This is a genomic window from Maribacter sp., from assembly GCF_016744255.1.
GTDB lineage: Bacteria > Bacteroidota > Bacteroidia > Flavobacteriales > Flavobacteriaceae > Maribacter_B.
In genome coordinates this window covers 20,740-46,151 of the sequence record NZ_JADGES010000014.1, presented here as the reverse complement: position 1 = coordinate 46,151, position 25,412 = coordinate 20,740, and the positions used below count along the sequence as shown (strand labels likewise).

16 protein-coding genes are annotated in these 25,412 nt (G+C 33.7%); 9 read left to right on the top strand and 7 right to left on the bottom strand.

Going from position 1 to position 25,412, the window contains the following annotated elements; translation table 11 throughout:
* Nucleotides 1-5,634 (top strand): T9SS type B sorting domain-containing protein (locus tag QZZ51_RS04235; protein WP_291866399.1); only part of this gene is annotated, 5,634 nt, incomplete at its 5' end.
* A 36-nt stretch (nucleotides 5,635-5,670) separates the two neighbouring features.
* Here QZZ51_RS04235 and QZZ51_RS04230 read toward each other — a convergent pair.
* From QZZ51_RS04230 to tsaD, 5 genes are all read right to left on the bottom strand, one after another.
* Nucleotides 5,671-6,855, bottom strand: a complete 1,185-nt coding sequence (locus QZZ51_RS04230; RefSeq protein ID WP_291866396.1) for a class I SAM-dependent methyltransferase — start codon at nucleotides 6,853-6,855, stop codon at nucleotides 5,671-5,673.
* 7 nt (nucleotides 6,856-6,862) lie between these two features.
* Nucleotides 6,863-7,963 (bottom strand): AI-2E family transporter, encoded by a 1,101-nt coding sequence (locus QZZ51_RS04225; RefSeq protein ID WP_291866393.1) that lies wholly within the window; start codon nucleotides 7,961-7,963, stop codon nucleotides 6,863-6,865.
* Between the two features lie 4 nt (nucleotides 7,964-7,967).
* Nucleotides 7,968-8,618 carry a DUF4159 domain-containing protein gene (locus QZZ51_RS04220; protein ID WP_291866390.1) on the bottom strand — a complete coding sequence of 217 codons (651 nt, stop codon included), beginning with the start codon at nucleotides 8,616-8,618 and terminating at the stop codon, nucleotides 7,968-7,970.
* 24 nt (nucleotides 8,619-8,642) lie between these two features.
* Nucleotides 8,643-9,350, bottom strand: a complete 708-nt coding sequence (locus tag QZZ51_RS04215; RefSeq protein ID WP_291866387.1) for a 16S rRNA (uracil(1498)-N(3))-methyltransferase — start codon at nucleotides 9,348-9,350, stop codon at nucleotides 8,643-8,645.
* Between the two features lie 491 nt (nucleotides 9,351-9,841).
* On the bottom strand, nucleotides 9,842-10,864 hold the full coding sequence (gene tsaD, locus QZZ51_RS04210) for a tRNA (adenosine(37)-N6)-threonylcarbamoyltransferase complex transferase subunit TsaD (RefSeq protein WP_291866383.1): 1,023 nt from the start codon (nucleotides 10,862-10,864) through the stop codon (nucleotides 9,842-9,844).
* Between the two features lie 68 nt (nucleotides 10,865-10,932).
* Here tsaD and QZZ51_RS16625 point away from each other — a divergent pair, with 68 nt between their 5' ends.
* The 5 genes from QZZ51_RS16625 to QZZ51_RS04190 all read left to right on the top strand — a co-directional run bounded on the left by QZZ51_RS16625 (nucleotide 10,933) and on the right by QZZ51_RS04190 (nucleotide 18,453).
* On the top strand, nucleotides 10,933-11,508 hold the full coding sequence (locus QZZ51_RS16625) for a hypothetical protein (protein WP_366511944.1): 576 nt from the start codon (nucleotides 10,933-10,935) through the stop codon (nucleotides 11,506-11,508).
* A 43-nt stretch (nucleotides 11,509-11,551) separates the two neighbouring features.
* Complete coding sequence (locus tag QZZ51_RS04205) at nucleotides 11,552-15,364, top strand: translocation/assembly module TamB domain-containing protein (RefSeq protein ID WP_366511943.1); 3,813 nt, start codon at nucleotides 11,552-11,554, stop codon at nucleotides 15,362-15,364.
* Between the two features lie 148 nt (nucleotides 15,365-15,512).
* A complete protein-coding gene (gene pfkA / locus QZZ51_RS04200; RefSeq protein WP_291866380.1) occupies nucleotides 15,513-16,499 on the top strand; it encodes a 6-phosphofructokinase in 987 nt (328 codons plus the stop codon).
* Between the two features lie 22 nt (nucleotides 16,500-16,521).
* Nucleotides 16,522-17,523, top strand: coding sequence for a type I glyceraldehyde-3-phosphate dehydrogenase (gene gap / locus QZZ51_RS04195; protein WP_291866378.1), 1,002 nt, complete (start codon nucleotides 16,522-16,524; stop codon nucleotides 17,521-17,523).
* A 78-nt stretch (nucleotides 17,524-17,601) separates the two neighbouring features.
* The gene (locus QZZ51_RS04190; protein WP_291866375.1) at nucleotides 17,602-18,453 is read left to right on the top strand and encodes an N-acetylglucosamine kinase; all 852 of its coding nucleotides are present in this window, start codon (nucleotides 17,602-17,604) and stop codon (nucleotides 18,451-18,453) included.
* 1 nt (nucleotide 18,454) lies between these two features.
* Here QZZ51_RS04190 and QZZ51_RS04185 read toward each other — a convergent pair whose 3' ends face one another.
* Entirely contained in the window at nucleotides 18,455-18,838 is a 384-nt protein-coding gene (locus tag QZZ51_RS04185; protein WP_291866373.1) for a RidA family protein, read from the bottom strand.
* Nucleotides 18,839-18,852: 14 nt separating this feature from the next.
* Complete coding sequence (locus QZZ51_RS04180) at nucleotides 18,853-21,543, bottom strand: putative LPS assembly protein LptD (RefSeq protein WP_291866402.1); 2,691 nt, start codon at nucleotides 21,541-21,543, stop codon at nucleotides 18,853-18,855.
* 132 nt (nucleotides 21,544-21,675) lie between these two features.
* Here QZZ51_RS04180 and QZZ51_RS04175 point away from each other — a divergent pair, with 132 nt between their 5' ends.
* Genes QZZ51_RS04175 through QZZ51_RS04165 form a run of 3 tightly spaced genes read left to right on the top strand, consistent with a single transcriptional unit; the run spans nucleotide 21,676 to nucleotide 25,412 of the window.
* Nucleotides 21,676-23,070 carry an N-acetylmuramoyl-L-alanine amidase gene (locus QZZ51_RS04175; RefSeq protein ID WP_291866370.1) on the top strand — a complete coding sequence of 465 codons (1,395 nt, stop codon included), beginning with the start codon at nucleotides 21,676-21,678 and terminating at the stop codon, nucleotides 23,068-23,070.
* 51 nt (nucleotides 23,071-23,121) lie between these two features.
* Nucleotides 23,122-24,084 carry an MlaD family protein gene (locus QZZ51_RS04170; RefSeq protein ID WP_291866368.1) on the top strand — a complete coding sequence of 321 codons (963 nt, stop codon included), beginning with the start codon at nucleotides 23,122-23,124 and terminating at the stop codon, nucleotides 24,082-24,084.
* A 5-nt stretch (nucleotides 24,085-24,089) separates the two neighbouring features.
* Entirely contained in the window at nucleotides 24,090-25,412 is a 1,323-nt protein-coding gene (locus QZZ51_RS04165; RefSeq protein ID WP_291866366.1) for a (Fe-S)-binding protein, read from the top strand.

Here is a 25,412-nt window from a genome sequence, read left to right as displayed (position 1 = left end):
ACTGGTGCTGGAGCTAAACAGTATGAAGTTAGCTCGGATAACGGTGTAACTTTTGGAGCAGGAATTCCGCTTACATCTAATAACTTTCTTTTTGATACAGCAACTCCAGGAACCTATATTTTTAGGGTTACCGATAATAATACAACGAGTGCTGGTTGTGCAGCAAATTCGGCATCTATTGTTTTAAACCCACCTCAGGCAATTGCAGCAGCAGTAGCAGTAAGTACACCTGTAAGTTGTGGGCAAACAAGTAATGGTATAGTAACCATTACACCAGATGCAACAAGTGGTGTGCCACCTTATGAGATTAATTTTAATAATACGGGTTGGAGTGCGCAAACGGTTTATTCAGACTTACCAGTAGGTACGTATCCATTTTTAGTAAGAGATGCTCGTGGGTGTGAAACGTTACCGGCAGATATAGATGTAATTTTAGATACTACGCCGACTCCAGATGCAACAGTTGCAGAAGTGCAAGCTAGTTGTACAACGGCCGTTTTAAGCGGGGGAATAGAAATTTCTAATGTAGTAGATGGTCAAGAGAATTTTACTTTTATTATAGAAGATAATACAGGAACAGAAATAACAAGACAAACAAATGTAGCTAGGGCTGCATTGCCAATTCAAATTTTTGATAATGGTTTAATTCCTGGTGATTATACCATAATTACGATTGATGCTAATGGTTGTACAGATATAGATACGGCAACAATAACTACAAACGAGGTGCTAATTACACCAATACCACCACCAGCACCAATAACATGTGATGATATAGGGTTTACATATACTGTTTTGGTTAGTGGAGGAACTGGTTCTTATGAAATTAGATTAGCAAATCAACCTGCATTTTATGCGTTGAATAATATTCCAGGAGCAAATAACCATACATTTAGTAATGCTACGGATGGTATTCTATATGGTGTGGCTTATACGGTTGAGGTTAGAGATATAGGTACGGGTTGTATTTATGAACAAGAAATATTACCTATAGATGGGCCATCAACACTTGATGTAACTGCTAGTTCTACTCCAGGGGCTTGCGATATAAATAGAAATGGAGAGATAAATTACGAAATAACAGGGTTTACAGTTGGCGATAATTTAAGAATAGAGTTGCTTAATAATGATGATAATACAGTAACTGTTTTACATAATTCAGTAACAACGGTCGTAGATCCTTTTGTGGATGTTTATGCCGAATTGCCAGGGGATTACCAAATAATAGTAACCAATTTAACGGATACTTGTACAGATGCCGTAGGAGTAGTTATTGATCAAAACTTACCTGCAATAGATATTTTGTCAGAAGTACCAGCAAATTGTAATGCTTTAGGGCAGATAACAGTTCAAGGTCGTGGAGGTAATGGTGGACCTTATGAATTTGCTTATATGGATAATGGGGTCGTACCAGTTTACCCAACGGACTATACAACAAGTACTACTTTTGTAGCACCAGATGGGAATTATGATGTATACGTAAGAGATGCGAGTGGGTGTACCTCTTTTGATATTGCAACAATAATACTATTGGATCCTAATCTTCCTACACCAACATTTATAGTTGTAAACCAATGTGATCCTACCTCAACATCTTTTGATATTACAGTACAAGTGCCAAGCTCTTTAAATACGCCAAGATTTACTTTGGCAGGAACAGAAGTGTTACCAGTTATAAATGGGGTTTTTTGGGAACATACCTATACAGTTGGTAGTCCAGGAGATTATATAGTTGATGTGGTTGATGCAAATGGATGTACAAGCCAAGGAACTGCTACGGTATATGATTTTTTAGCAGCAACAGGAGATTTTGCAACAGAGTCTACTTGTAATTCTGCCGATGGCGAAATTACTATTTCTACCAATGGAGGTAGTGGTGACTTTAGTTTTGTATTAACAGGAACAAATTATTTAGGTGCTAGTGTTGCCGCTGTTACTCAAATAAATAACCCACTTTTTACAGGTCTTTTACCAGGGAATTATCAAGTACTTGTGACCGATAGAATTGTGAATGATGGCTCTGGGTTTTGTGAGTTTACCGTAACAGATATTAACCTAAACCAAGCTGCGTTACCAGTGATAAGTTCACAAATAGCTACAGATATTAGTTGTCGTGATCTTAATGATGGCGAACTAGAGATTGTGGTTGATCCAGCAGATGCCTTGGTGCCATTTACATCAGAAGATTTACCAATAGAATATATACTAAATAATACAGATACAACCACAGAGATAGCAAGAAACAATACAGGTTCTTTTACGGATTTGCCTGAAGCTAATTACCAAGTAGAAGTAGTTACGGCACGTGGTTGTTCAATATTATCTGCTGTACATTTTATAGACAATCCAGATGATTTTTCGTTAACAGCTGCAGCGCCAGATTTTGCCTGTGAACCAGGAGCAAATAGATTTAGCTCTACCACCATAACAACTACAATTGCAGATGTAGGAACAGTAGGTAGTGGTTACAGGTATAGTATAACAGGTTTTTCCAATTATCAATCTTCAAATACTTTCGAGATTGTAGACAATGGTAGTATACAAAATATTACGGTTTATGCTATAGATGGTAATGGTTGTCAAGCAACTTTTGATGTAACAATTAACCCTCCGACAGGGGTAGTGCCATCCATTAGCAATATAGTTCCTTTAAATTGTGCAGCGGATGAAGTTGTAACTATAAGTGTGTCTGGAACAACAAATTTCACGGTAACAACTATATCGGCAATACCAGTTGCTCCAGTGAGTAACTCAGGAGGAAGTGCGACATTAAATGTGTTATTACCAGCTGCGGGAGATTATATTTTCGAAGTAACAGATAATATAGGAGGTTGTACATACCCAATGCCAGTACATACTGTAATTGAACCTATTAGTCCTACTGTAGTTGTAGCAGAGGCTAAACCTATAAGTTGTTTTACTCCAGGTAATGATGGTGAGTTAAGTATAGTTGTAACAGATTATACAGGCTTATATGATTATAGAGTATATAGGGGAGACGATCCAGGGAAAACAACAATCATTGCATCTGGTACAGGTTTAGATACAGCCAATAACCCAGAAACTATTGCGGGCTTATCCGGTGGAAATTATTTTGTTACCGTAACATCTACTGCAACTCCTTTTTGTGATGCAGACAGTAATGTTACAACTATACGAACGCCAAATGGAGAGTTGCAAGTTAGTGCTGTAGAAATAGGAAATACAGGCTGTAATGATGATACAGGGAAAATTGAAGCAACAGGAATAGGTGGTTGGGATGCCTCTGCATATCAATATAGATTATTAAGAAGCTTAGATGGTGGTACAACTTACCCAACAGAAGTAGTCGCATTTTCTAATCTTAATGAATTTGAAAATTTACAAAGTGGCGATTATCGTGTGGAGATTACAGATGTCGAAGGATGTATAAATGATTTTGATATTAATTTACCAGTTGTTCCTCAGATTGATGCTGGAATAAGAGAACCGCAAGGATTACAGTGTCCTAGTGGTAATAATGCAGTATTAGAAGCTTACGACCCAACAAGTGGTACGCCTACCACAGCTACACCAGGAGCTTCAGGGGGTTACCCAGGGGCTGGTTACAATTATAGGTTGCTTTACTTAAATAGTAACGATAATACAGATATAGCATCGACAAGTGGTCTTCAGAACTCACCTACTTTTATAGGGGCTACTGGCGGATTTATTAGTGCGGGATGGTATGCAATTGAGGTTTCTTCTAGTTTTGACTGTGTATTTGTTACCGTACCATACTATGTGGATCCACCACCAGCTGTAGAACCAAGACTGGTACAAACTCAAGTGCCAGGTTGTGGAGGATTTGGAGAAGTGCGTTTGTCTATAGAAAACCCAGAACCATCTTTTGTGTATGAATATTTACAAATTGAAAATGGAGTGGCAGTTGGTGCTTATACCGATATGGTTGGAACTTCTGTTTTAATCTCTGGAACGGCTGGTATTTCGTATCAGTTTGATGTTAGAAAGAAAAACATACTAAATACTTGTTTGGCAGTTAGATCTAATGGTATAACCATGACAGATGCTACTGGTATAACCATATTACCAAATCAGATAGATGATATCTCTTGTGCATCAGAATTAGATGGAAGAATTGAATCTTTTGTAAATGGAGGAGTGGGTAACAACGAATTTATTTTATATGCGGGTGATCCCGTGGACGCTTTTAGTCCGGTAGCTTCAGCAACAGTTTTTAGAGGGCCACAGCCAGATGGTACTTTTGAAGGGCTACCAGAAGGGAGCAACTATTATATAGCGGTTACTAGTGGCGCTACTTGTAGTGATATAAAAGGACCTTTTGAAATTATTAGACCAGTGCCAATTGTGTTTACAGCGAATGAGAGTCCTGTAACTTGTTTTGGACAAGAAGATGGTTCTATCTTAGTAGAGGTGCAATCAGGTGGAGAGGGCTTATTACAATTTGCTATCGGACCTCATTTTGATGAATTTTTTAGTGATCCATTAACTCCAAATTCTTATGTTTTTGATGAATTGGCAGCAGGTTATTATGAAATTCTTATTAAAGATGATAATGGTTGTTTTGAAAAAGATTTTATAACGGTTACGGAGCCCGATGTTCTAGAGGTAACGAATATGGTTACAACTCCAGAACTATGTATTGGAGCAAATGACGGTACTTTAGTTTTTAATATTATAGGAGGTACTCCATTTACCGATGTATTGGTTTATCCAACACCATATTATGAATATAAACTAGAGAAGATAAGTCCGGTAGATGAAACAGGAACAGGTCTATTTGCTCCGTATGATGGTTTACCTATTGAGAATTTAGAAGGAGGGTCTTCTTATGCATTATATATTCAAGATGTTAATTTATGTGCAGTAACCGAAGTTATAACTATTAATATAGGGGTAGATTTAACAGCGGAACCTATTATACAGTACGGCTGTGATGGAATTTTTCCAAATAGTACCGTTACTATAGAAATGGAGGAGCAAGGTGTTATGGCAGATTTGCTATTTGCTTTGGATCCTGTAGATCCAACCGATGCAGTTACTTCTTTAGCTGGAACAGAAAATGTTTGGGGAGATTTAGCAGCAGGTGACCATACAGTTTATATTTACCATCAAAATGGTTGTACAAATATTATAGATTTTACAATGGAAGCATATAATCCACTTACCTTAAGTGCTATTAAAACTGCGCCTAATGAATTAACAGCAAGTGCAGACGGTGGTTATGGTGGTTATGAGTTTTTCTTCCAAGGGGAATCTTTTGGAATAAATGGAGTTTATACAACAAATGAAAGTGAATTGGTTACCGTAAGAGTAGTAGATCAGAATGGTTGTGAGGCAATAGTTTCTGTACCGTTTGAATTTACAGGAATGTTAGATATACCTAATTTCTTTACCCCAGACGGTGACGGTAATAATGATATGTGGTATCCAAAGAACAGAGAATACTTTCCGAATTTAGAAGTTAAAATATATGATCGTTACGGTAGAATTGTAGCCATACTAAATAATATTAATTATTGGGATGGAAATTACGAAGGGTCTCCCGTGCCAACAGGAGATTATTGGTATGTAGTGAATGAAAATAATAAGAGTAAAAATCATTATGTAGGTCACTTTACCCTTTACAGATAGGTAAGCATATTATGTTATAAATTTGTTTTTTAAGGATTAAGAAACGACTTTGGAACAGACTAAGACAGTTAGTGAATTCTCACAGTTTTTAGTAAAAAACAAGTAGATATTACCGCCATCTTTTATTTTGTGTTTTTTACGGATATCAGAAACGTTTTCAGGAAAATTTCGAATAGTAACATTTGCTTTTGTTATTCCTAGATTTTTTATTACCTTTTTGTTGTATGGGTGTATACTGTTAATTTTAAATGCCCTCCCTGGAAAGTTATGGTAATCTTTGTGTGTATATAAATGGGTGTTTGTATGAAGCTTAGCAATGTTAAGTTGCTTGCTTAAAGTTTTGAAAGCACCAGATTTTAAAATCGCTGCATTAGGTTCATAAAGATATTTTAAGGGTAAAGAAAGTTCTGCATTGTTCTCTTTTTCTTCTTCTAAAATAAAATTAAATAGGTCTATTCTCTTTTTTACTATGTTTACTGCTGTTATAGAAATGGTGTCTGTGTAATTTTTTTCAAGAACCCAAAGAAGTTCTTTTACTTCATTTTCTACAGCTACAATATGAATTTCTTTAACATTTTTTAGTTCAGATATTCCTACAGAAAAATCTAATAGAGGAGAGGTTTTTATTAAAATATTGTTGGTTTTACTAAAAAGAAAGTCTACATGGCTCGGAACATTTGGAAGGCAGTCTGATAGCAAAAATACTTTTCCTTTACGGTCATTTCTACGAGAGGGATCTACATAAACCCAATCCAATTTTAGGTCTATTTTTTTTAAATATTCAATTCCATCCAGAGGAATCATTTTAATATTTTTTACATTTAAAATACTTAAGTTATGAGAAACAATTTTGGATAATTGGGTGTTAATTTCGCAATGAAAAACTTGTTCTATTTTAGAGCTAAAATAAAAACAGTCTATGCCAAACCCACCGGTTATATCTATTACCGATTTACCTGTTAAAATAGAAGCTTTGTATTCTGCTGTTTTTTCTGATGAGGTTTGCTCAATGTTTAGCTTATTAGGATAGTATATTTTGGAAGTATTAAACCACTTTGGGAGTTTGTTTTTACATTTTTTTTTGGCTTCAATCTGTTCCGCGAGTTCTTTGGAGGTAACACTGGTAAATGGTGATTTTTTTAATAAAATGGAGGAGATGTCTGTATTTATGTTCTTGCTTATAAAATTTTGAACACCAGTATGTAGTATATTTTTATTCAAAGTTTAGCTATAAATTTTGTGTTAAAGACTTTACAAGCTTGTTCTCGGATAAAAATTCTTTTAAAATCACTTTTATAGCGGTATATCCTGGCACAGCAACAATCATTCCTACAACTCCAAAAAGTAATCCAGCAATAATAATAACTAAGAAAATTTCTAGGGGATGCGATTTTACACTGTTAGAAAAAATAAAGGGTTGTGAAAAGAAATTATCAACCAATTGTCCTATTGCTAAACCGATTAATACATAGCCTGCTTTGGGAAGAATAACCGTGCTAAAATCTGCACCCAAATTACTTGTCATTGTAAGAATAATCATGAGTACGGCACCAATGATAGGGCCTACATAGGGAATGATATTAAATAAGGCACAAAGAAAGGCAATTACGATAGCATTTTCTATACCTACAATAAGTAATACAATAGTGTAAATTACAAACAAAATAAAGATTTGTAGTAGTAAGCCTAAAAAGTACCTGGATAGTAAATTATTAATTTTGTCAATAGAATTTACAGTGCCTTTTTCTTTAGTGTTGGGAACAAACATTAAAAGCCCATTTTGGAGTAACTTACTGTCTTTTAAAAAGAAAAATGAAATAAAAAGAACGGAGAACAACCCTATGCTAGCGGAACTCAGAATGTTTAAAAAGGAATTTAAAAAATTAGGAATAAACCCAATATTAAGACCACTTAATATATTTTTTTCAATATGAGCTTCTTGTAAAACTTCATTAACAGTGACCGTAGATAGTCCTAAATAAGTTGTTATTTCTTTATATAGTATGTTTAAGTTGTTTTGTAAATCTTCGATGTTTAGTAATGAGAGGTTTTTCCCCTGTTCCGATATTAAAGGAACAAATAAAGCTATAATTCCGGCCAATATTCCAACCATTATAAGCATGGAGGTTATTACGGCAATGGTATTAGGGAATTTTAATTTTCGTCTTAAAAAAAGAACAATAGGCCTTCCTATCAATGCAATAACTGCTGCAATTGCTAAGTATGCCAGTACGGATTGAATTTTATATAAAAAATATATAATAGCTACTACGCCTAGAAAGATTCCAATAGCTCTTAAGATACCGTTAGAGATTGTTTTAGAAGTCATTTTGCTAATGTTTAAATGCGTAATTTATAATGTTTGCGCCCATTTTAAGGGCTTTTTCTCTAATAGACTCTGGGTCATTGTGCACAGATGCATCTTCCCAGCCATCTCCTAAATCGGATTCATAAGTAAACAAAAGAACAAGTCTACCTTCATGGAAAACCCCAAGTGCTTGAGGTCTTTTATTGTCATGTTCATGAATTTTTGGTAACCCATCTGGGAAACTATACGTATCGTTAAAGATTTCGTGGTTTTTACCTACTTCTTCTAATTTTTTATCGGGAAAAACTTTAGATAACTCTTTTCTTAGATAAGGTTCCATACCATAATTGTCATCAATATGTAAAAAACCGCCAGATAATACATAGTTTCTTAAATTATCGGCTTCTTCGGTAGAAAAAACAACATTACCGTGTCCAGTCATATGGATAAAAGGGTATTGGAAAATAGCGGAACTACCAACTTCAACTGTTTTTGGTTTTTCTTTAATAGTCGTATTTAGATTGCTATTGCAAAAAGCTATTAAATTGCGAAGGGCAGTGGGATTAGCATACCAATCACCTCCACCATTATATTTTAAAACAGCAATTTCTTGCGCTTGGGAATAGAATGTGAAGAATAAAAAAAAGAGTAAAAAAGTAATTTTGCTTTTGAACATTGCTTAAAGATACAATAACTAGGATTAGCTGTTATTAATTATGGCAATAGTAGTACAAGCAACTAATGCAGCAGTCTCTGTTCTTAATCTGTTTTCTCCTAAAGAAACAGGAAGAAAATTAGCCTCATACGCACTTTTAATTTCAGAAGAGCTAAAATCGCCTTCAGGGCCAATTAATATAGTGATATCTTTATCTGCAGTAGCTCTTCTTTTGAGTTCTACTTTTTCTTCATTTTCACAATGTGCTATAAATAATAAGCCTTTGTGTTCTTTTTTTATAAATTCTTTATACGAGATTGCGGGGTTGAATTTAGGTAAATAGCATTGTAAAGATTGCTTCATAGCGGACTGTATTACTTTTTCTAAGCGCTCTTGTTTAATAACTTTTCTTTCGGAATGTTCGCAAATAATAGGAGTTATCTCATCTATTCCTATTTCTGTGGCTTTTTCTAAAAACCATTCGTAGCGATCATTGTTTTTGGTAGGAGCAACTGCTATATGTAGCCACTTTTTTTTGTGATGCTTTTTTACACAAGCAATTATCTGGGCTTTGCAACGCTTTGCATTGGCTAAAATGATTTCAGCAGTAAGTAATAATCCTTTTCCATTGGTAATGGACAATGTATCTGATTCTTTTTTACGAAGAACCCTTACAATGTGTTTGCTTTCTTCTTCGCTAAATATAAAGTCAGATGTTTGCTCATCTAGGTTTGGGTTGTAAAAAAGTTGCATTCTAATTTTTTATGTAAAATTATAAACTTTTGAGCTTACTTTCGGCATGTTCTAGTCCTAGTTCTAACTAAATTTGTAATTGTTCTTCGGTTTTTAACCCTTCGTTAGAGATATAGACGAATTCTTTCATACGTTTTTTTGGTGAAATCTATGGGGCTAACAAAATGGAGATTTAGGTAGTGGTCTATTTTACCCGAAATAATTTTTACCATTAAATCATTCTTAATAATCCCAATAGTTATTTTACTTCTATAGATATATCCTAGGCCGCCAAATATCCTTTTTTTTGTGAAATTTTCTTTACTCGATAATCGAGTATTTAAATGCTCCGAGGCTTGCCTCTAAATTTTAAGATTGTTTTTCTACGAATGCCTCGTGGGCTTATCTCGAGGTAGTTTACTATTTTAGCAAAAACTGTAATAACCACATCTATTCTAGATCCTAATTGTTCTTGATACCCCATTTTTATTAGTTCATTGAGTCTAAATACACTAAATACTATACCTTGCCTTAGCGGTAATGTTTTGATTAGAAAACAGTTCTTCTTTATATTTTAAATACCCAACAATACCAATCATTGCGGCATTATCGGTACAATATTCAAATTTTGGAATATAGGTTTGCCAATCGCTACTTTGTTCTTTGTCCTTAAGGGCTTTTCGAATGCCAGAATTAGCAGAGACACCTCCGCCGATGGCTATTTGTTTTATACCTGTTTTTTTTACGGCATTCTTCAATTTTAGCATTAGGATTTTTACAATCGTATATTGAATAGAAGCGCAGATATCGTGCAAATTTTTAGAAATGAAATCTGCGTCTTTTTGCACCTCTCTCTGGATAAAATAGAGGATACTTGTTTTAAGTCCGCTAAAACTAAAATCTAATTCACCAACTTTAGGAATAGGGAATGGGTATTTTTTTGGGTCCCCTTCTGCGGCGTATTTATCTATTAAGGGGCCTCCAGGGTAGGGTAATCCTAGAATTTTAGCGCTTTTGTCAAAAGCCTCTCCAACGGCATCGTCTAGGGTTTGCCCTAGGATTTCCATATCAAAATAATTCTTGATTAATACTATTTGCGTGTGTCCGCCACTAATAGTTAAACCAATAAAAGGGAAGGTTGGTTTTTTAGATAAATCATCCCCAATAAAATGAGCTAATAAATGCGCTTGCATATGGTTAACCTCAATAAGTGGTATCTGTAATCCTAGCGAAAGCGATTTAGCAAAAGACGTTCCTACTAATAAAGAACCCATTAATCCAGGACCTCTTGTAAAAGCTATGGCTGATAATTCTTTTTTATCGATATTTGCTTTAGCTAAAGCTTGGTGAACCACGGGAACAATATTTTGTTGGTGCGCTCTTGAGGCTAATTCAGGAACAACACCACCATATTCTCTATGAATTTGTTGTGTTGCTACTATATTGCTTAGTACTTTATCGTTGCATAGAACTGCAGCAGAAGTATCATCACAAGAAGATTCTATAGCTAAAATGTAAATAGTTTTATTTTCCACTTGGTTTGGAATAAAAATTGAAAGACAAAGGTAAAACATAAAGCCCTATCAAAAAATTAAGAAAAATATTGGTAAGAACACTTTTGGCTTTATTGCTAATCGGTGTTTTGGGGACTATAATATTATCATTACCTATTGTTCAAACTAGATTTGCGGAATACGCTACGAATAAAATTAATACTAAATATGGCACAAGTATTAATATTGATCGTTTAAAAGTATCTTTAATATCGGGAAAGACATACTTAAGAGGTGTTTATGTAGAAGATTATCAAAAAGATACTTTGTTCTATGTAAATGATTTAAATACTTCCATTTTAAGTGTAAAAAATCTTCTTAATGGAAAATTAGAATTTGGTGCAATTTCTATTAAAGAATTAAATTTTAAATTAAAAACGTATAAAGGGAATAAAGAAACCAATCTAGATGTTTTTATAAAAAAGTTAGATAGTAAAAAACCTAAAGATCCAGACTCACCAGCATTCTTTTTGTCTTCCTCAAATGTTAGTATTGAGAATAGCGTGTTTAAATTAATTGATGAGAATTTTGAAAAAGAAAAAATCTTAGATTTTCAGAGTTTACATATAAATTCTTCCAATTTTAAAATTTTGGGGCCACAAGTTTCTACAGCTATCCAGAATTAATGTATCGAATCTTAAAACGAATTTTTCATATACAAAACAGCAAATGAGGTTCGATTCTTTGCAGTTAAAAACAAAAGAATCTAATTTAATAGGAGAGTTGGTATTTAATTACGAGAGAAAGGATTTTAAAGATTTTCTAAACAAAGTAAATGTGGCGGCTGTATTTACAGAATCTACAGTAGCCTTAGACGAAATTAATACTCTTTATAACGAATTTGGAAAAGGCAAGATGGTTTCCTTTTCCTCGAATGTCAGTGGAGTTTTAAACGATTTAAATACAGATAAACTCTTTCTTCAGACAGATAATACGGGTATTCGTGGGGATTTTAATTTTAAAAATCTTTTTTCTAGAAAAGAGCCTTTTAAAATGACGGCAAAGATAAAAAATGTAACTTCTAGTTATTATGAGATGCGTTCTTTAATGCCAAGAATTTTAGGAAAATCATTACCATCCTCTTTTCAAAAACTTGGGCAGTTTACTATAAGGGGTAATACTGTTATTACAAAATCTGCCATAGAGGCAAAGGTAAATTTAAATACAGATATAGGTAGTAGTTATACAGATGTTCTGCTATCCAATATTAATAATATTGATAATGCAACGTATATTGGTTTTGTTTCTTTAATAGATTTTGATTTAGGGAGTTTTACAGAGAATAATTCTCTTGGGAAAACAACTTTAGATTTTAATATAGAAGGCAAGGGTTTTGTTAGGGAGAATTTAAATACAGAGGTAATAGGAGATGTGTATTCTATAGAGTTTAATAATTATGTATATAAGGATATAAAAGTTTCGGGAGTTTTAAAAGAGCAATTGTTTGATGGTTCTTTGTTGAGTAATGATGAGAATTTAAAATTTAATTTTAAAGGATTAGCAGATTTCGAGGAAGGGCGTAATAATTTTAATTTTAGAGCCTCGGTAGGCTATGCTAACCTTAAAAAATTACATTTTATTAACGATAGTATATCTATATTCAAAGGGAATATTAATATGGATATTACAGGGAACTCGTTAGATAAAATTGAAGGAGATATAAAGTTTACTAAAACTAATTTTCAAAATAAAAATTTCACTTATTATTTTGAAGACTTTAAAATATCATCCTCTTTTGAAAATGATAGCGTGCGTACTATTGCAATAAATTCACCAGATATTATAACGGGCTATTTAAAAGGTAACTTTAAAGTAAAGGAGCTAGGGAGAGTAGTGCAGAATTCCCTTGGAAGTATTTATACCAATTATAGACCTTTTAAGATTTCTAAAGGGCAAAATTTATCTTTTAATTTTAAAATTTATAACAAGATTGTAGACGTTTTCTTTCCGGAAGTAAAATTCGACCCTAATACTTTTATTAAAGGAAAGATTAATGCAGATGAAGGTGATTTAAAACTAAACTTTAAATCACCAAGTATAGCTGCTTATGGTAATGAGGCAGATAATATAGATTTAAAAATAGATAATAAAAACCCGCTCTTTAACACCTTTGTCTCTGTAGGAGATTTGTCTACGCCGTATTACGATGTAAAAGATTTTAATTTAATAAACACCACCTTGAAGGATACGCTGTTTTTTAGAGCGGAGTTTAAAGGGGGTAGTGAATATGACGATAGTTATAATTTAAATTTTTACCACACTTTCAATAAAGAAAATAAGTCCGTAATTGGTTTAAAAACCTCCGATATTAGTTTTAAGGGTAATAAATGGATTCTTAATAAGGCAGACGATGCAAATAATAAAGTAATTCTCAATAGAACCTTCGATAGCATTACAATAAAAGAAATTGTAATGAATAATAGCAAAGAAGAACAAATACGCTTAAAAGGACAGCTAGCGGATTCTACATATAAGGATTTAGAATTACAGTTTAACTTGGTCTCTTTAGATAAAATAACACCAGCAATTGATAGTCTTAAATTGCAAGGAGAGGTAAATGGTATTTTAAATGTATTACAGAAAGATAATATTTATTTGCCCTCATCTAATCTTCAAATCACCAATTTTGGTATTAACAGTATACCCTTGGGAGATTTAACTATTGGGATAATAGGAAATAAAGATTTGACAGATTTTGTGGTTAATTCTCAAATCACAGAAAATGGCGTAGAAAAATTAGGAGTAGTGGGTAATGTATTGAATACAGGAGGAACTCCACAAGCTAATTTATTGGTTAACCTTAGTAGTTTTAAAATAAACCCATTTAGGCCGCTAGGAAAAAATATAATAGGGAATATAAGAGGAGATGTAACGGGTAGCGCAAGGTTAACTGGACCAGTGAATAATCCAGAAATAAACGGTTTATTATCTTTAAATAATTCGGGTATAAGTATACCGTATTTAAATGTGGATTACGATTTTGCTCCAGATTCTAAGGTGCGTTTATATGAACAAACATTCGATTTTGAAAATGTAAATTTAACCGATGTAGATAAAAAAACAAGAGCTAGTATTGATGGAACCATTTCTCATAAATACTTTGATAATTGGGTGCTGAATTTAGATGTGAATACTAATGATGACCGTTTTTTAATATTGAATACAGAGTATGACGAAGAGCAATTGTATTACGGAACAGGTTTTTTAAACGGAACAGGAAGAATTTACGGGCCAACTACAGCATTAAACATAGATGTCTTGGGGGCAACAGCAGAAGGAACCTCTTTAAAAATACCATTGAGTGATGTTGCTAGTGTAGGGGATTATTCCTTTATAACATTTGTTAAAAAAAACAGAACAAAAAATATTGATGATGAAAGAGTCATTAAGGATTACCAGGGATTAGAATTAAAGTTCGATTTAGATATTACCCCAGATGCTGAAGTAGAAATAGTTACCGATCAAAAAACAAAAAGCTCTTTAAAGGGGACAGGTGCGGGAACCATATTAATGCAGATTAATACTCGTGGTAAGTTCGAAATGTATGGGGATTTTGTGGTAGTTACAGGGCAATATCATCATAAATTTGGAGGGGTAATAGATAAAACATTTACGGTAAAGCCAGGAGGAACAATTGTTTGGCAACAAGATCCTTTAGCTGCAGAGTTAAACATGGAAGCAGTATACTCTTTATACGCTAACCCTGCTCCTTTATTAGATAATTCGGCTTCTTCTACCAGTAGAATACCTACAGACGTGGTTATAAAGTTGACAGATGAATTACAAAGCCCTAATATAAATTTTGAGATAGAGTTTCCGAATACAAATTCTATAATTAAATCAGAATTAGAGTATAGACTACAAGATCCTACCGTAGAAGAAAAAAACGCGTTGTTTTTATTAGCCCAAGGTTCTTTTGTAAATGATCAATCGGGTCTTAATCAACAAGCTCTAACAGGAAACCTGTTGCAATCGGCATCCGGAATTCTAAATCAGATGCTTGGAGGAGATAATGATAAGTTTAATTTAGGACTATCTTATGAGCAAGGAATAATAGATAAAGGTGCCGATATAGAAACGGAGGATAGAATAGGGTTTACCGTTTCTACAAAGATAAGTGACCGAGTTTTGTTTAATGGTAATTTTGGTGTTCCAGTTGGTGGTTCTAGCGAAACGGTTGTGGCAGGTGATGCGGAAATACAATTATTATTAAATGAAGAAGGCACGCTTAGTGCTAAGTTTTTTAATAAACAAAATGAAATTCAAGAATTCTTAGCAGACAACCAGGGATATACCCAAGGAGCAGGCCTTTCTTACGAGGTCGATTTTAATAGTTTTAAAGAACTTTTTAGAAAAATACTAGGAAAGGATAAGACTAAAGAAAAAAAGAAAAAAAAGAAACCTATGCCAACTTCGGTAATGGGAAAAGATAGCCTTCTTAGGTTCTATTCTAAAGACCAAATGAGTCCAATTTCAAACTAATTACAACGCTGTTTTCCCTTTATAGAGAAGGAACTTAAATTATTTTTAATACGAAAACGTTTGAAGTTGTATCGTCTTGAAAATTAATACTTAGAAGCCCTATTTTATTGAATTAAGTTTGCTAATTTCGTGTATAGATAACTTAACAATGACTACAAAAATAGAAAAAATAGGTGTTCTTACTTCTGGTGGAGATTCTCCAGGAATGAATGCAGCAATACGTTCCGTAGTACGTACTTGTGCATATCATGATATAGATTGTGTTGGTATTTATCGTGGATATCAAGGAATGATAGAAGGCGATTTTAAACCTATGGATGCGCGTAGCGTAAATAACATAATAAATAAAGGAGGGACTATTCTAAAAAGTGCAAGATGCATGGAGTTTAGAACCAAAGAAGGTAGAAATATGGCCTACGAACAATTAAAAGCAGAAGGCATAGATGCTTTTGTTGTAATTGGAGGAGATGGTAGTTTTACTGGCGGAATGGTTTTTAATCAAGAATATAATTTTCCTGTAATAGGTATACCAGGAACAATAGATAACGATATTTACGGAACAACCTTTACTTTAGGTTTCGATACGGCTTTAAATACAGTGGTAGAAGCCATTGATAAAATTAGAGATACCGCTAGTTCTCACAATCGTTTGTTCTTTGTAGAAGTAATGGGTAGAGATGTTGGCCATATAGCATTAAATGCTGGTGTTGGTGCAGGCGCTGAAGAAATTCTTATCCCAGAAGAAAATTTAGGATTAGAACGTTTGGTAGACTCTTTAAAACGAAGTAAAGAATCTGGAAAATCTTCTAGTATTGTAATTGTTGCAGAAGGAGATAAGACAGGTAAAAATGTTTTTGAACTTAAAGAGTATGTAGAAAAACATTTGCCAATCTATGATGTAAGAGTTTCTGTTCTTGGGCACATGCAACGAGGAGGTTCCCCTTCTTGTTATGACAGAGTACTAGCTAGTAGAATGGGGGTGCGAGCAGTAGAGGCTTTATGCGAGGGTAAAACCAATTTAATGGTAGGCATACAAGATAATAAGCTTATTCTTACGCCATTAGAAATGGCTATTAAAGGACATACAGAAATAGATAAAGAGCTTATAAGGGTTTCAGATATAATGACAACATAAATTAATTAATAAAGCAATAAAAATGTCAAATTTAAAAATAGGAATTAACGGATTCGGTAGAATAGGTAGATTAGTTTTTAGAACCACTGTAAAAAGAGGAGATATAGATGTAGTAGCTATCAATGATCTATTAGATGTAGAACACTTAGCGTATTTATTAAAGTACGATTCTGTTCATGGAAAGTTTGATGGTACTGTTGATATAAAAGACGGTAACTTAATTGTAAATGGAAAAACAGTAAGGATTACGGCAGAAAGAGATCCAAAGCAGATTAAATGGGATGCTGTTGGTGCTGAAACTGTTGCAGAATGTACCGGTATTTTCACAACATTAGAAATGGCACAATACCATATTGATGGTGGAGCCAAAAAAGTAGTTATTTCAGCCCCATCTAAAGATGCTCCAATGTTTGTTTATGGTGTTAATCATAAAGATGTAAAAGCTTCAGATACTATCGTTTCTAATGCCTCTTGTACAACAAACTGTTTAGCACCATTAGCTAAAGTTGTTGATGATAGTTTTGGTATAGAGGAAGCTTTAATGACAACAGTACACGCAACTACTGCTACGCAAATGACAGTAGATGGTCCTTCTAGAAAAGACTGGAGAGGTGGTAGGAGTGCTATGTTAAATATTATACCAGCCTCTACAGGTGCTGCAGTTGCTGTTACTAAGGTTATTCCTTCTTTGAAAGGAAAACTTACAGGGATGGCGTTTAGAGTACCCACAGCAGATGTTTCTGTTGTAGATTTAACTGTAAAAGTTAAAAAAGAAACTTCTTTAGAGGAGATTAAAAAAGCATTTAAAGTTGCTTCAGAAGGAGAGTTAAAAGGAGTTTTAGGATATACAGAAGAAGCTGTTGTTTCTCAAGATTTTATAGGGGATGCAAGAACAAGTATTTTTGATGCAGGAGCCTGTATTGAGTTAAATTCTACATTCTTCAAATTAATTTCATGGTATGATAATGAAGCTGGGTTCTCTCATAAAATGGTAGACCTAATGAAACATGTAAATACTTTGTAAGTTTGTTTATAGTATAATTATATCCTGAAAATAAAGAACTTCTTTATTTTCAGGATTATTTTTAAAAGTTTAGAAATTATGATGTTAATTGTGGATAGCGGAGCTACTAAATCGGATTGGATAGCCTTAAATGAAAAAAGAGAACAACTTTTTTTTACACAAACTTTAGGATTAAGCCCAGAGGTATTAACTCGAGAAGTTATAGAAGATAGATTAGCAAATAATTTTGAACTTTCTAAAAACAGAGAGAATGTTACACACTTGTTCTTTTATGGAGCGGGTTGTGGTACAGATCGTATGAAAATATTTTTAAAAGAAATTTTTAAAGATTATTTTCCAAAAGCTAAAGCCGTTGTAAAAGAAGATACGTATGCAGCTATTTATGCTACCACAGAACTTGGTAAGCAAGGTATAGTCTGTATTTTAGGAACCGGTTCTAATTGTTGTTATTATGATGGTCGTCAATTATTCCAAAAGGTGACTTCTTTAGGATATATACCTATGGATGATGGTAGTGGAAATTTCTTTGGACGTAAGTTAATAAGAGATTATTATTTTCATAAAATACCATCCGACTTAGCAATTAAATTTAACAATGAGTACGATTTGGATGCGGATGTTATAAAAGAAAATTTATACAAACAACCTAACCCAAATACCTATTTGGCAACCTTTGCACGCTTTTTAATTGAAAATAAAGAGCACCCTTATTGTAAAGGGGTAATAGATAAAGGGTTTCAGCAATTTGTAAATAACTACATTATGCAGTTCGAGTTAGCTACGAAAGTACCAGTCAATTTCGTTGGGAGTATAGCACATTATTTGCGTAAAGAATTAACGGCTGTTTTGGAGCGTAACGATTTAGTGGTGGGTGTTATTCGCCAAAGACCAATCGAAGGTCTTGTAGAGCATCATCAAAAAACAATATAGTTTATTGTTTTATAGCAATCATTGATATTTCTACATTAACAAATTTAGGTAAATTAGCAACCTCTACAGTTTCTCTTGCAGGAGCTGTTTCTGGGTTAAAATAGGTGCCATAGATTTCGTTTACTTCAGAAAATTGATTCATATCACTTAAAAAAATAGAAGCTTTAACTACATCTTCGAAACTCATATGGGCTTCTTCAAGAATAGCCTTAAGGTTTTCCATAGATTGTTTGGTTTCCTTTTTTATATCTCCTTCTATTAATTTTCCTGTAGAAGAATCGATAGGAATTTGACCAGATATATATAGGGTGTTTCCGCTTAAAACAGCTTGGTTATATGGTCCTATAGGAGCTGGTGCTTTAGAGGTGTTTATTATTTTTTTCATATTTTTTTAATTTGTTATCTAACTCTTTGACTTCTGTTTTCCCATTTAAGGTCTTTTAATATAGAACTTTTTATGCCGATAAAGAAATACCATCTTTTGTAAGTACCAAAGGGGGTCCAGTTAAAACGCATAGTAAAACTTTTTAAGTCTCGTTCAAAGCGAAGCTGGGTTAGTGTAAATCCTTGATTTTTAAAATCATATCCAGAAGACCCGCCTACTTTCCATCGTGGAGATAATTCTATGTCTCCGGAAAACATTAAAGAGTGACTGCTAAATTCATTTTGTCTTGCGGAGTTAGCGTAACTAGCAGAATATGCGAGTCTAAAATTCCATGGAATTTTAGTTCCATAGATAGGGTTATCTACATCTTCTCCCTTTTTTTCATCGTCTTCTCTGCTTCTTGGGCTATTAAAATCGTCTCCTTTCCCAAAAAGATCATCCGTGCGGCCTCCACTAGATGCAACATAATCAAAAGGGTCTGGTTCTTCTTCTTTTTCTTCGTCGTCTTTTTTGCCAAAAGTTTTACTGTCAATAGAATAGCCAACATTAATATTGGCTCTTGTTAAGCGTAGTAAACTTCCTCCGTTATCAATATTAAAAGTGTTTATACGTGATCCGTTATTGTCTATAGCGTAAGGATCTAATCCTGCGGAGAAATTAATAGACATTTTGTTGTCTAGTATATTAGTTCCGCCATTTACGCTTAAAGGGCTTAATTTTAAAGAGTCCGATTCTAGGTTGTATCCTGTGGAGATATTAAAATTACTTAATATGGGTATTTTTTTAGCTTCTGTGGCAGTAGAGTCTTTATCGGTTACTTTGGCTTCCAGGGTGTTGGCTAAGGAAAAACTTAGGCTGTTAGATTTTCCTAGGCTTGGTTTTCCAAATAAAGTACCTTCAAATCTACTGTATTGTATAGGTTTTCCATCAATGTCATATTCATCATAAAACTGCTCAAAAGAAGGCGCGTATCCGTAGCTTAAAGACGGGCGCATAACATGGCGAATGGCTTGTATTTTTTTATCTTCTCCAAAGTCATAAGTACCGTATAATGTGGTTCCTATGCTGGCGCTTAAATTGTATTTGTTAAATCTGTCGAACCCACTTACTGTATCTATAACTACGCTTTGCGAATCTACATCATAACTTTTTTTATAGGTATCCAGGGACCATACGTCTTCATAACTACCACCAAGACTAACACTAAAGTATTTTGCAACTTTAAAGTTTGTGCTTATGGGTATTTTGTGTTTTGCTCCAATCTTAGAATTTGCAAAGGAAAAATTCTCACTATCTGTTACTACACTATTTCTGGCATTTAGATCATACTGAAAATTTATATTCTGAATTAGTCCTTTTTTTATACCATCTCTTTTTGCAAATGGATAAATGCGTTCCATGCTGGCTTGTAAAGTTGGCAGTGTAAGGTTAACTACTTCTGTATTGGTGTTCTGGCTGTGTGTGGCAGATAAACTCATGTTTACCGATGGATAGGCAGGGAACGTTTTAGAATAAGAAATAGAGGAGGATAATGTATTGTTCTGTGTATTTGGTAAATTTTGTTGCTGTAAAGATTCTTTGTAATAACTGCTACTTCCAAGGTTTACAGAAGCAGAGAATCTGGAATTAGGGCTAGCTTTTGTGTCTTGTGAATGCGAAATCTGAATATTATAGTTTGTATTATTGCTATACTTACTAAACCCTTTCTGGCTATTTACTTGGTTCTCGTATCTTATATTTACATTACCTCTGTATTTATACCTTTTTGCGTATACCGATTGTCCACGTACACCATAGCTTCCGTTGGTGTAAAAACTTCCATTTACGGTTAGGTCGGCTACTTCACCTATTGGTATATAATAACCTAAATCTTGTAAAAAATAACCTGTGTCTGGGTCGCTACCATAGGTAGGCATCATAACACCTGCAGTTCTACCAACTGTTAGTGGAAAATAAGCAAAAGGTAAGGCTATTGGGGTTGGTACATCGGCAATATAAAGATTACTGTATCCGGCAATAACTTTTTTCTTAGGAACAAATTTTGCTTTACGGATACGAATATAATAATCTGGATTAATCGTATCAGCAGATGTGGTGAGTTTACCTTCTTTTAGGAAATATACAGAGTCGTTTTCTTTTTTTGTAATGTCGGCATACACCTTCATAGCATCACTTCCTAAAGCTCCGGCTGCAGCTTGTTGTTCTGTTCTAGAATTCCAAATTAATGCTTTTTGCGTATCAAAATTAAATCGAATAGAATCTGGGATAACTACGTTGCTGCCTTGTTTAAAATATGGTAGCTGAGAATAGTTACCTAAAGAATCTCTTAATCGCCCAGCGTAGACTTCATTTTTAATATAGTCCATTATTATAACACCCGCTTTTAATTCGGTGTCTTGATAATGAATTTCTGCTTCATTATACAAATATATTTTTTGGTCTTTTTGGCTCAGTTTTACATAATCCTTCGCTTTGTAAGTGATTTGGTCTAGTAAAAGAGCAGGCTTTTTGTTTAGACTATCGGTGATAGTTGAGTCTCTTTCAATGCTATCTTTCGCTACAGGAGGAGGAAACAAAGGAGCTGTTATAGAATCTGTTACTGCCTTTATAGGGAGTGTAACTAGTTGGTCTTCTTGTGCGTACAAAGAAATTATGCTAGTAATTAGCAGCAAAAAGAAAAGTGGAAAATGTTTGTTTGATTGCAAGGCTATATGTCCTATTTTTGTAAAAGGTTTGGCTCGGCTTTTAGAGTTCAAAACTACATATATTTTTTGTTCCTCTTGTAGGGTATTACAATAATTTTAACCTTATCAAGAACCTCAAATCAAAATACTAGTATGAAAATGAAGTTGTTTTTTATTTTGCCTGTTATTTTTTTAGCAGGCTCATTATCCTCTTTTGCATTATTTAATGGAGGTTTACAAGAGAAAGATCCATTTGTAATTGTTTTAGATGCCGGGCATGGAGGGCATGATCCGGGGAATTTAGGAAATGGTTACCTAGAAAAAAATATAGCTCTTAATATTGTCTTAAAAGTCGGAGCTATTTTAGAACAGAATAAGGATTTTAAAGTTATTTATACTAGGAAAGATGATACTTTTATAGATTTATTTGTTCGTGGAGAGATTGCGAATAAAGCAAATGCAGACCTTTTTGTATCGGTGCATTGCGATTCTCATTCTTCAGATGCTCATGGAGCAGGAACTTTTGTTTTGGGTTTACATGCAAATAAGCAAAATTTTGAAATTGCTAAAAAGGAAAACTCTGTAATATATTTAGAAGATAATTACGAAACAAAATATGCTAATTATGATATTAATTCACCAGAATCAGTAATTGGCTTAACTATTATGCAAGAAGAGTTTTTGGATCAGAGTATAGCACTTGCTAAAATGATTCAGGATCAGTTTTCTGGAAAATTAAAAAGAACAAATCGTAAAGTAAAACAAGCAGGTTTTATTGTCTTGCATCAAACTTTTATGCCAAGTGTTTTGGTAGAAACGGGTTTCTTAACAAACAAAGAGGAAGGCGCTTTTTTAAACTCCAAAGATGGCCAGTCTAAAATGGGAAAAGCAATTGCAGAAGCAATATTAAAATATAAGGAAGGAGTATCCTATAAAATTTCTCAAAATAAAACCCTTGTTTCAGAAAGTTCTTCGCCTAAGGTTTCGTCTGCAGAAATAGTTAAGGATAAAGAAGAAAAAGGAACTAAGGAAGTTGTGCAAGAAAATACAGAAGTTAAAACCCCAGTGGTTGTTTCTCCTCCAGAAATAAAGGAAGAAGTAGTTTCTATTGTTGTTAAAAAAGAGGTGGGTAAGCCAACTAAAGAAGTGGTTAGGTCGTCTAATGGCGTTAGAACCAAAGTTTCAGAAGGTAAAGAAGAGCAAGAGGTAAAGGAGGCTGTAAAAGAAGAGGTGGTTGTTGCTAAAGAAATAGCCCCAGCTGTTTCCAAAAAAATAGAGAAGTACAATATTATTTTTAAAGTGCAACTCTTGGCAAGTGGCAAGAATATAGCTTTGGAACCCGAAAATTTTAAAGGCTTAAATAAGTTGTCTAAAGAACCTGTAAAAAACCTATATCGGTACATGTATGGTAGTACAGAATCTTATCAGCAAGTAAAATTGATGAAGAATAATGCAGATTTAAAAGGATATACCAGTTCATTTATAGTAGCTTACAAAGATGGGGCTCGTATTCCTTTGACGGAAGCTCTTAAATACGTGTCTAAATAATAGTAGACATCTAAAATTTATTTATAATTTAGTAACGAAAAATTTACTCATTTGAAATTATCTAAAGAAATTAAAACAGGAATTATCGTAATAGGTGGTATTTTGTTATTTATAATGGGTTTCAGTTACCTAAAGTCTACACCGCTTTTTGATAACAGTAATAAGTTATATGCCATATATCCTCACGTTGGAGGGTTGCAACCAGGTACACCCGTTTCTATTAACGGTTTTAACGTAGGTACTGTTAATGATATTCGTTTTAAAGACGGTATAGGAAATTTAATGGTTACGTTTACTGTAGGTAAAGATTATGTTTTCTCTAAAAGTAGTAGAGCGGAGTTGTACGATACAGGAATAATAGGGGGAAAAGGCCTTCAGATAATTCCAGTTTTTGATGGTTCTCCTAATGCTCAGGATGGAGATACCTTAGTGACCGAAACTAGACTTGGTTTAACGGAACTGGCACAGCAGAAATTAACCCCTTTATTTAATAAGTTTGAATCTGCAGTTACAGATGCAGATTCGGTTTTACTAAATGTAAATGAGATTTTAGATGCTAAAACAAAAAAAAATTTACAAAAAGCAATTACGGGATTAAGTGAGCTAATGGAAAGTCTTAATGGTAGTGCTTCCGTGTTAAATAGCATTTTAAAGAATAACGAGAGTAAGTTGGATAGTTCTTTAACCAATTTTCAATCTTTAACATCTAATTTAAGTAGTATTACAGATTCTATTAATAATGCTGGGTTAGGGAAAACATTAACAAGTTTAGAATCTACTGTAGGTAATTTAGATAAGTTAATGTCTAAAATTGAAAAAGGAGACGGTACACTAGGGAAGTTAATGAAGGATGAAGAATTATATAATAATTTGAATAATGCATCCAAAGAACTCGATTTGTTATTGCAAGACTTTAGATTAAACCCTAAGCGTTATGTAAATGTTTCGGTATTTGGTAAGAAACAAAAAGAATACGCTGTTCCGCAGGATGATCCTGCGGATAAAATTGAATAGTTGATATGGAATACATTCCTAACATTTTATTTGCAATACTTTTAATTGTAGGTGTTGGTTTTTTTACAAAAAATATAAAACGCCTTTCTAGAAATATTAAACTAGGGAAGGATGTAAATGTTGAGGATAATAAACCTCAGCGATGGAAAAATATGGCCAAAATTGCCTTAGGCCAAACAAAAATGGTGGTAAGGCCAATAGCTGGTTTCTTGCATATCATTGTTTATGTAGGTTTTGTAATTATTAATATTGAAGTTTTAGAGATTATTATCGATGGTCTTTTTGGTACACATAGAATACTAGCCGTTCTTGGTTCTTTATATGATGTATTAATAGGTTCTTTTGAGATTCTAGCACTATTGGTAATAGTTGCAGTAACTATTTTCTGGATTCGTCGTAATATTATTAGAATAAAAAGATTTGTAAAACCCGAAATGGAAGGGTGGCCAAAGAATGACGGAAACCTAATACTATATATAGAATTAGTCTTAATGACTCTATTTTTAGTCATGAATGCTGCAGATTATCAATTGCAATTATTAGATGCGCCACATTACACAAAAGCTGGAGCTTTCCCTGTAAGTCAATTTATTGCATCTGTTTTTGGAGATATGTCTGTCTCTTCTTTAATAATTATCGAAAGAACAACATGGTGGCTACATATTGCAGGAATTTTATTCTTTTTAAATTACCTATATTATTCTAAGCACCTTCATATTTTATTAGCCTTTCCAAACACGTATTACGGTAGTGTAAAACCAAAAGGGCAATTTCCTAATTTAGAAGCAGTAACTAACGAAGTTAAACTTATGATGGATCCAAATGCGGATCCATTTGCTGCACCAGCAGAAGACGCTCCGATTCCTGAAAAGTTTGGAGCATCCGATGTTCAAGATTTAAGTTGGGTCCAATTACTTAATGCATATACGTGTACAGAATGTGGTAGATGCACTTCTTCCTGTCCTGCAAATTTAACCGGAAAAAAACTATCTCCACGTAAGATTATGATGGATACCAGAGATCGTTTAGAAGAAGTAGGTAAAAACATAGATGCTAATAATGGTATTTTTAAAGACGACGGAAAACAACTTTTAGGAAATTATATTAGTCCTGAAGAACTTTGGGCATGCACAAGTTGTAATGCCTGTGTAGAAGAATGCCCTGTAAGTATAGATCCTTTATCTATTATTATAGACATGCGCCGTTATTTGGTTATGGAGCAAAGTGCAGCTCCAACAGAGCTGAATAACATGATGTCTAATATAGAAAATAATGGAGCCCCATGGCCTTATAATCAAATGGATAGATTAAATTGGGTAAAAGAATAA

Excerpts from the sequence above, each read along its gene's own strand:
- QZZ51_RS04225 (WP_291866393.1), bottom strand. The coding sequence starts at position 7,963 with ATGACTTCTAAAACAATCTCTAACGGTATCTTAAGAGCTATTGGAATC.
- QZZ51_RS04220 (WP_291866390.1), bottom strand. The coding sequence starts at position 8,618 with ATGTTCAAAAGCAAAATTACTTTTTTACTCTTTTTTTTATTCTTCACA.
- QZZ51_RS04215 (WP_291866387.1), bottom strand. The coding sequence starts at position 9,350 with ATGCAACTTTTTTACAACCCAAACCTAGATGAGCAAACATCTGACTTT.
- QZZ51_RS04205 (WP_366511943.1), top strand. The coding sequence starts at position 11,552 with ATGAGGTTCGATTCTTTGCAGTTAAAAACAAAAGAATCTAATTTAATA.
- pfkA (WP_291866380.1), top strand. The coding sequence starts at position 15,513 with ATGACTACAAAAATAGAAAAAATAGGTGTTCTTACTTCTGGTGGAGAT.
- gap (WP_291866378.1), top strand. The coding sequence starts at position 16,522 with ATGTCAAATTTAAAAATAGGAATTAACGGATTCGGTAGAATAGGTAGA.
- QZZ51_RS04190 (WP_291866375.1), top strand. The coding sequence starts at position 17,602 with ATGATGTTAATTGTGGATAGCGGAGCTACTAAATCGGATTGGATAGCC.
- QZZ51_RS04185 (WP_291866373.1), bottom strand. The coding sequence starts at position 18,838 with ATGAAAAAAATAATAAACACCTCTAAAGCACCAGCTCCTATAGGACCA.
- QZZ51_RS04175 (WP_291866370.1), top strand. The coding sequence starts at position 21,676 with ATGAAAATGAAGTTGTTTTTTATTTTGCCTGTTATTTTTTTAGCAGGC.
- QZZ51_RS04165 (WP_291866366.1), top strand. The coding sequence starts at position 24,090 with ATGGAATACATTCCTAACATTTTATTTGCAATACTTTTAATTGTAGGT.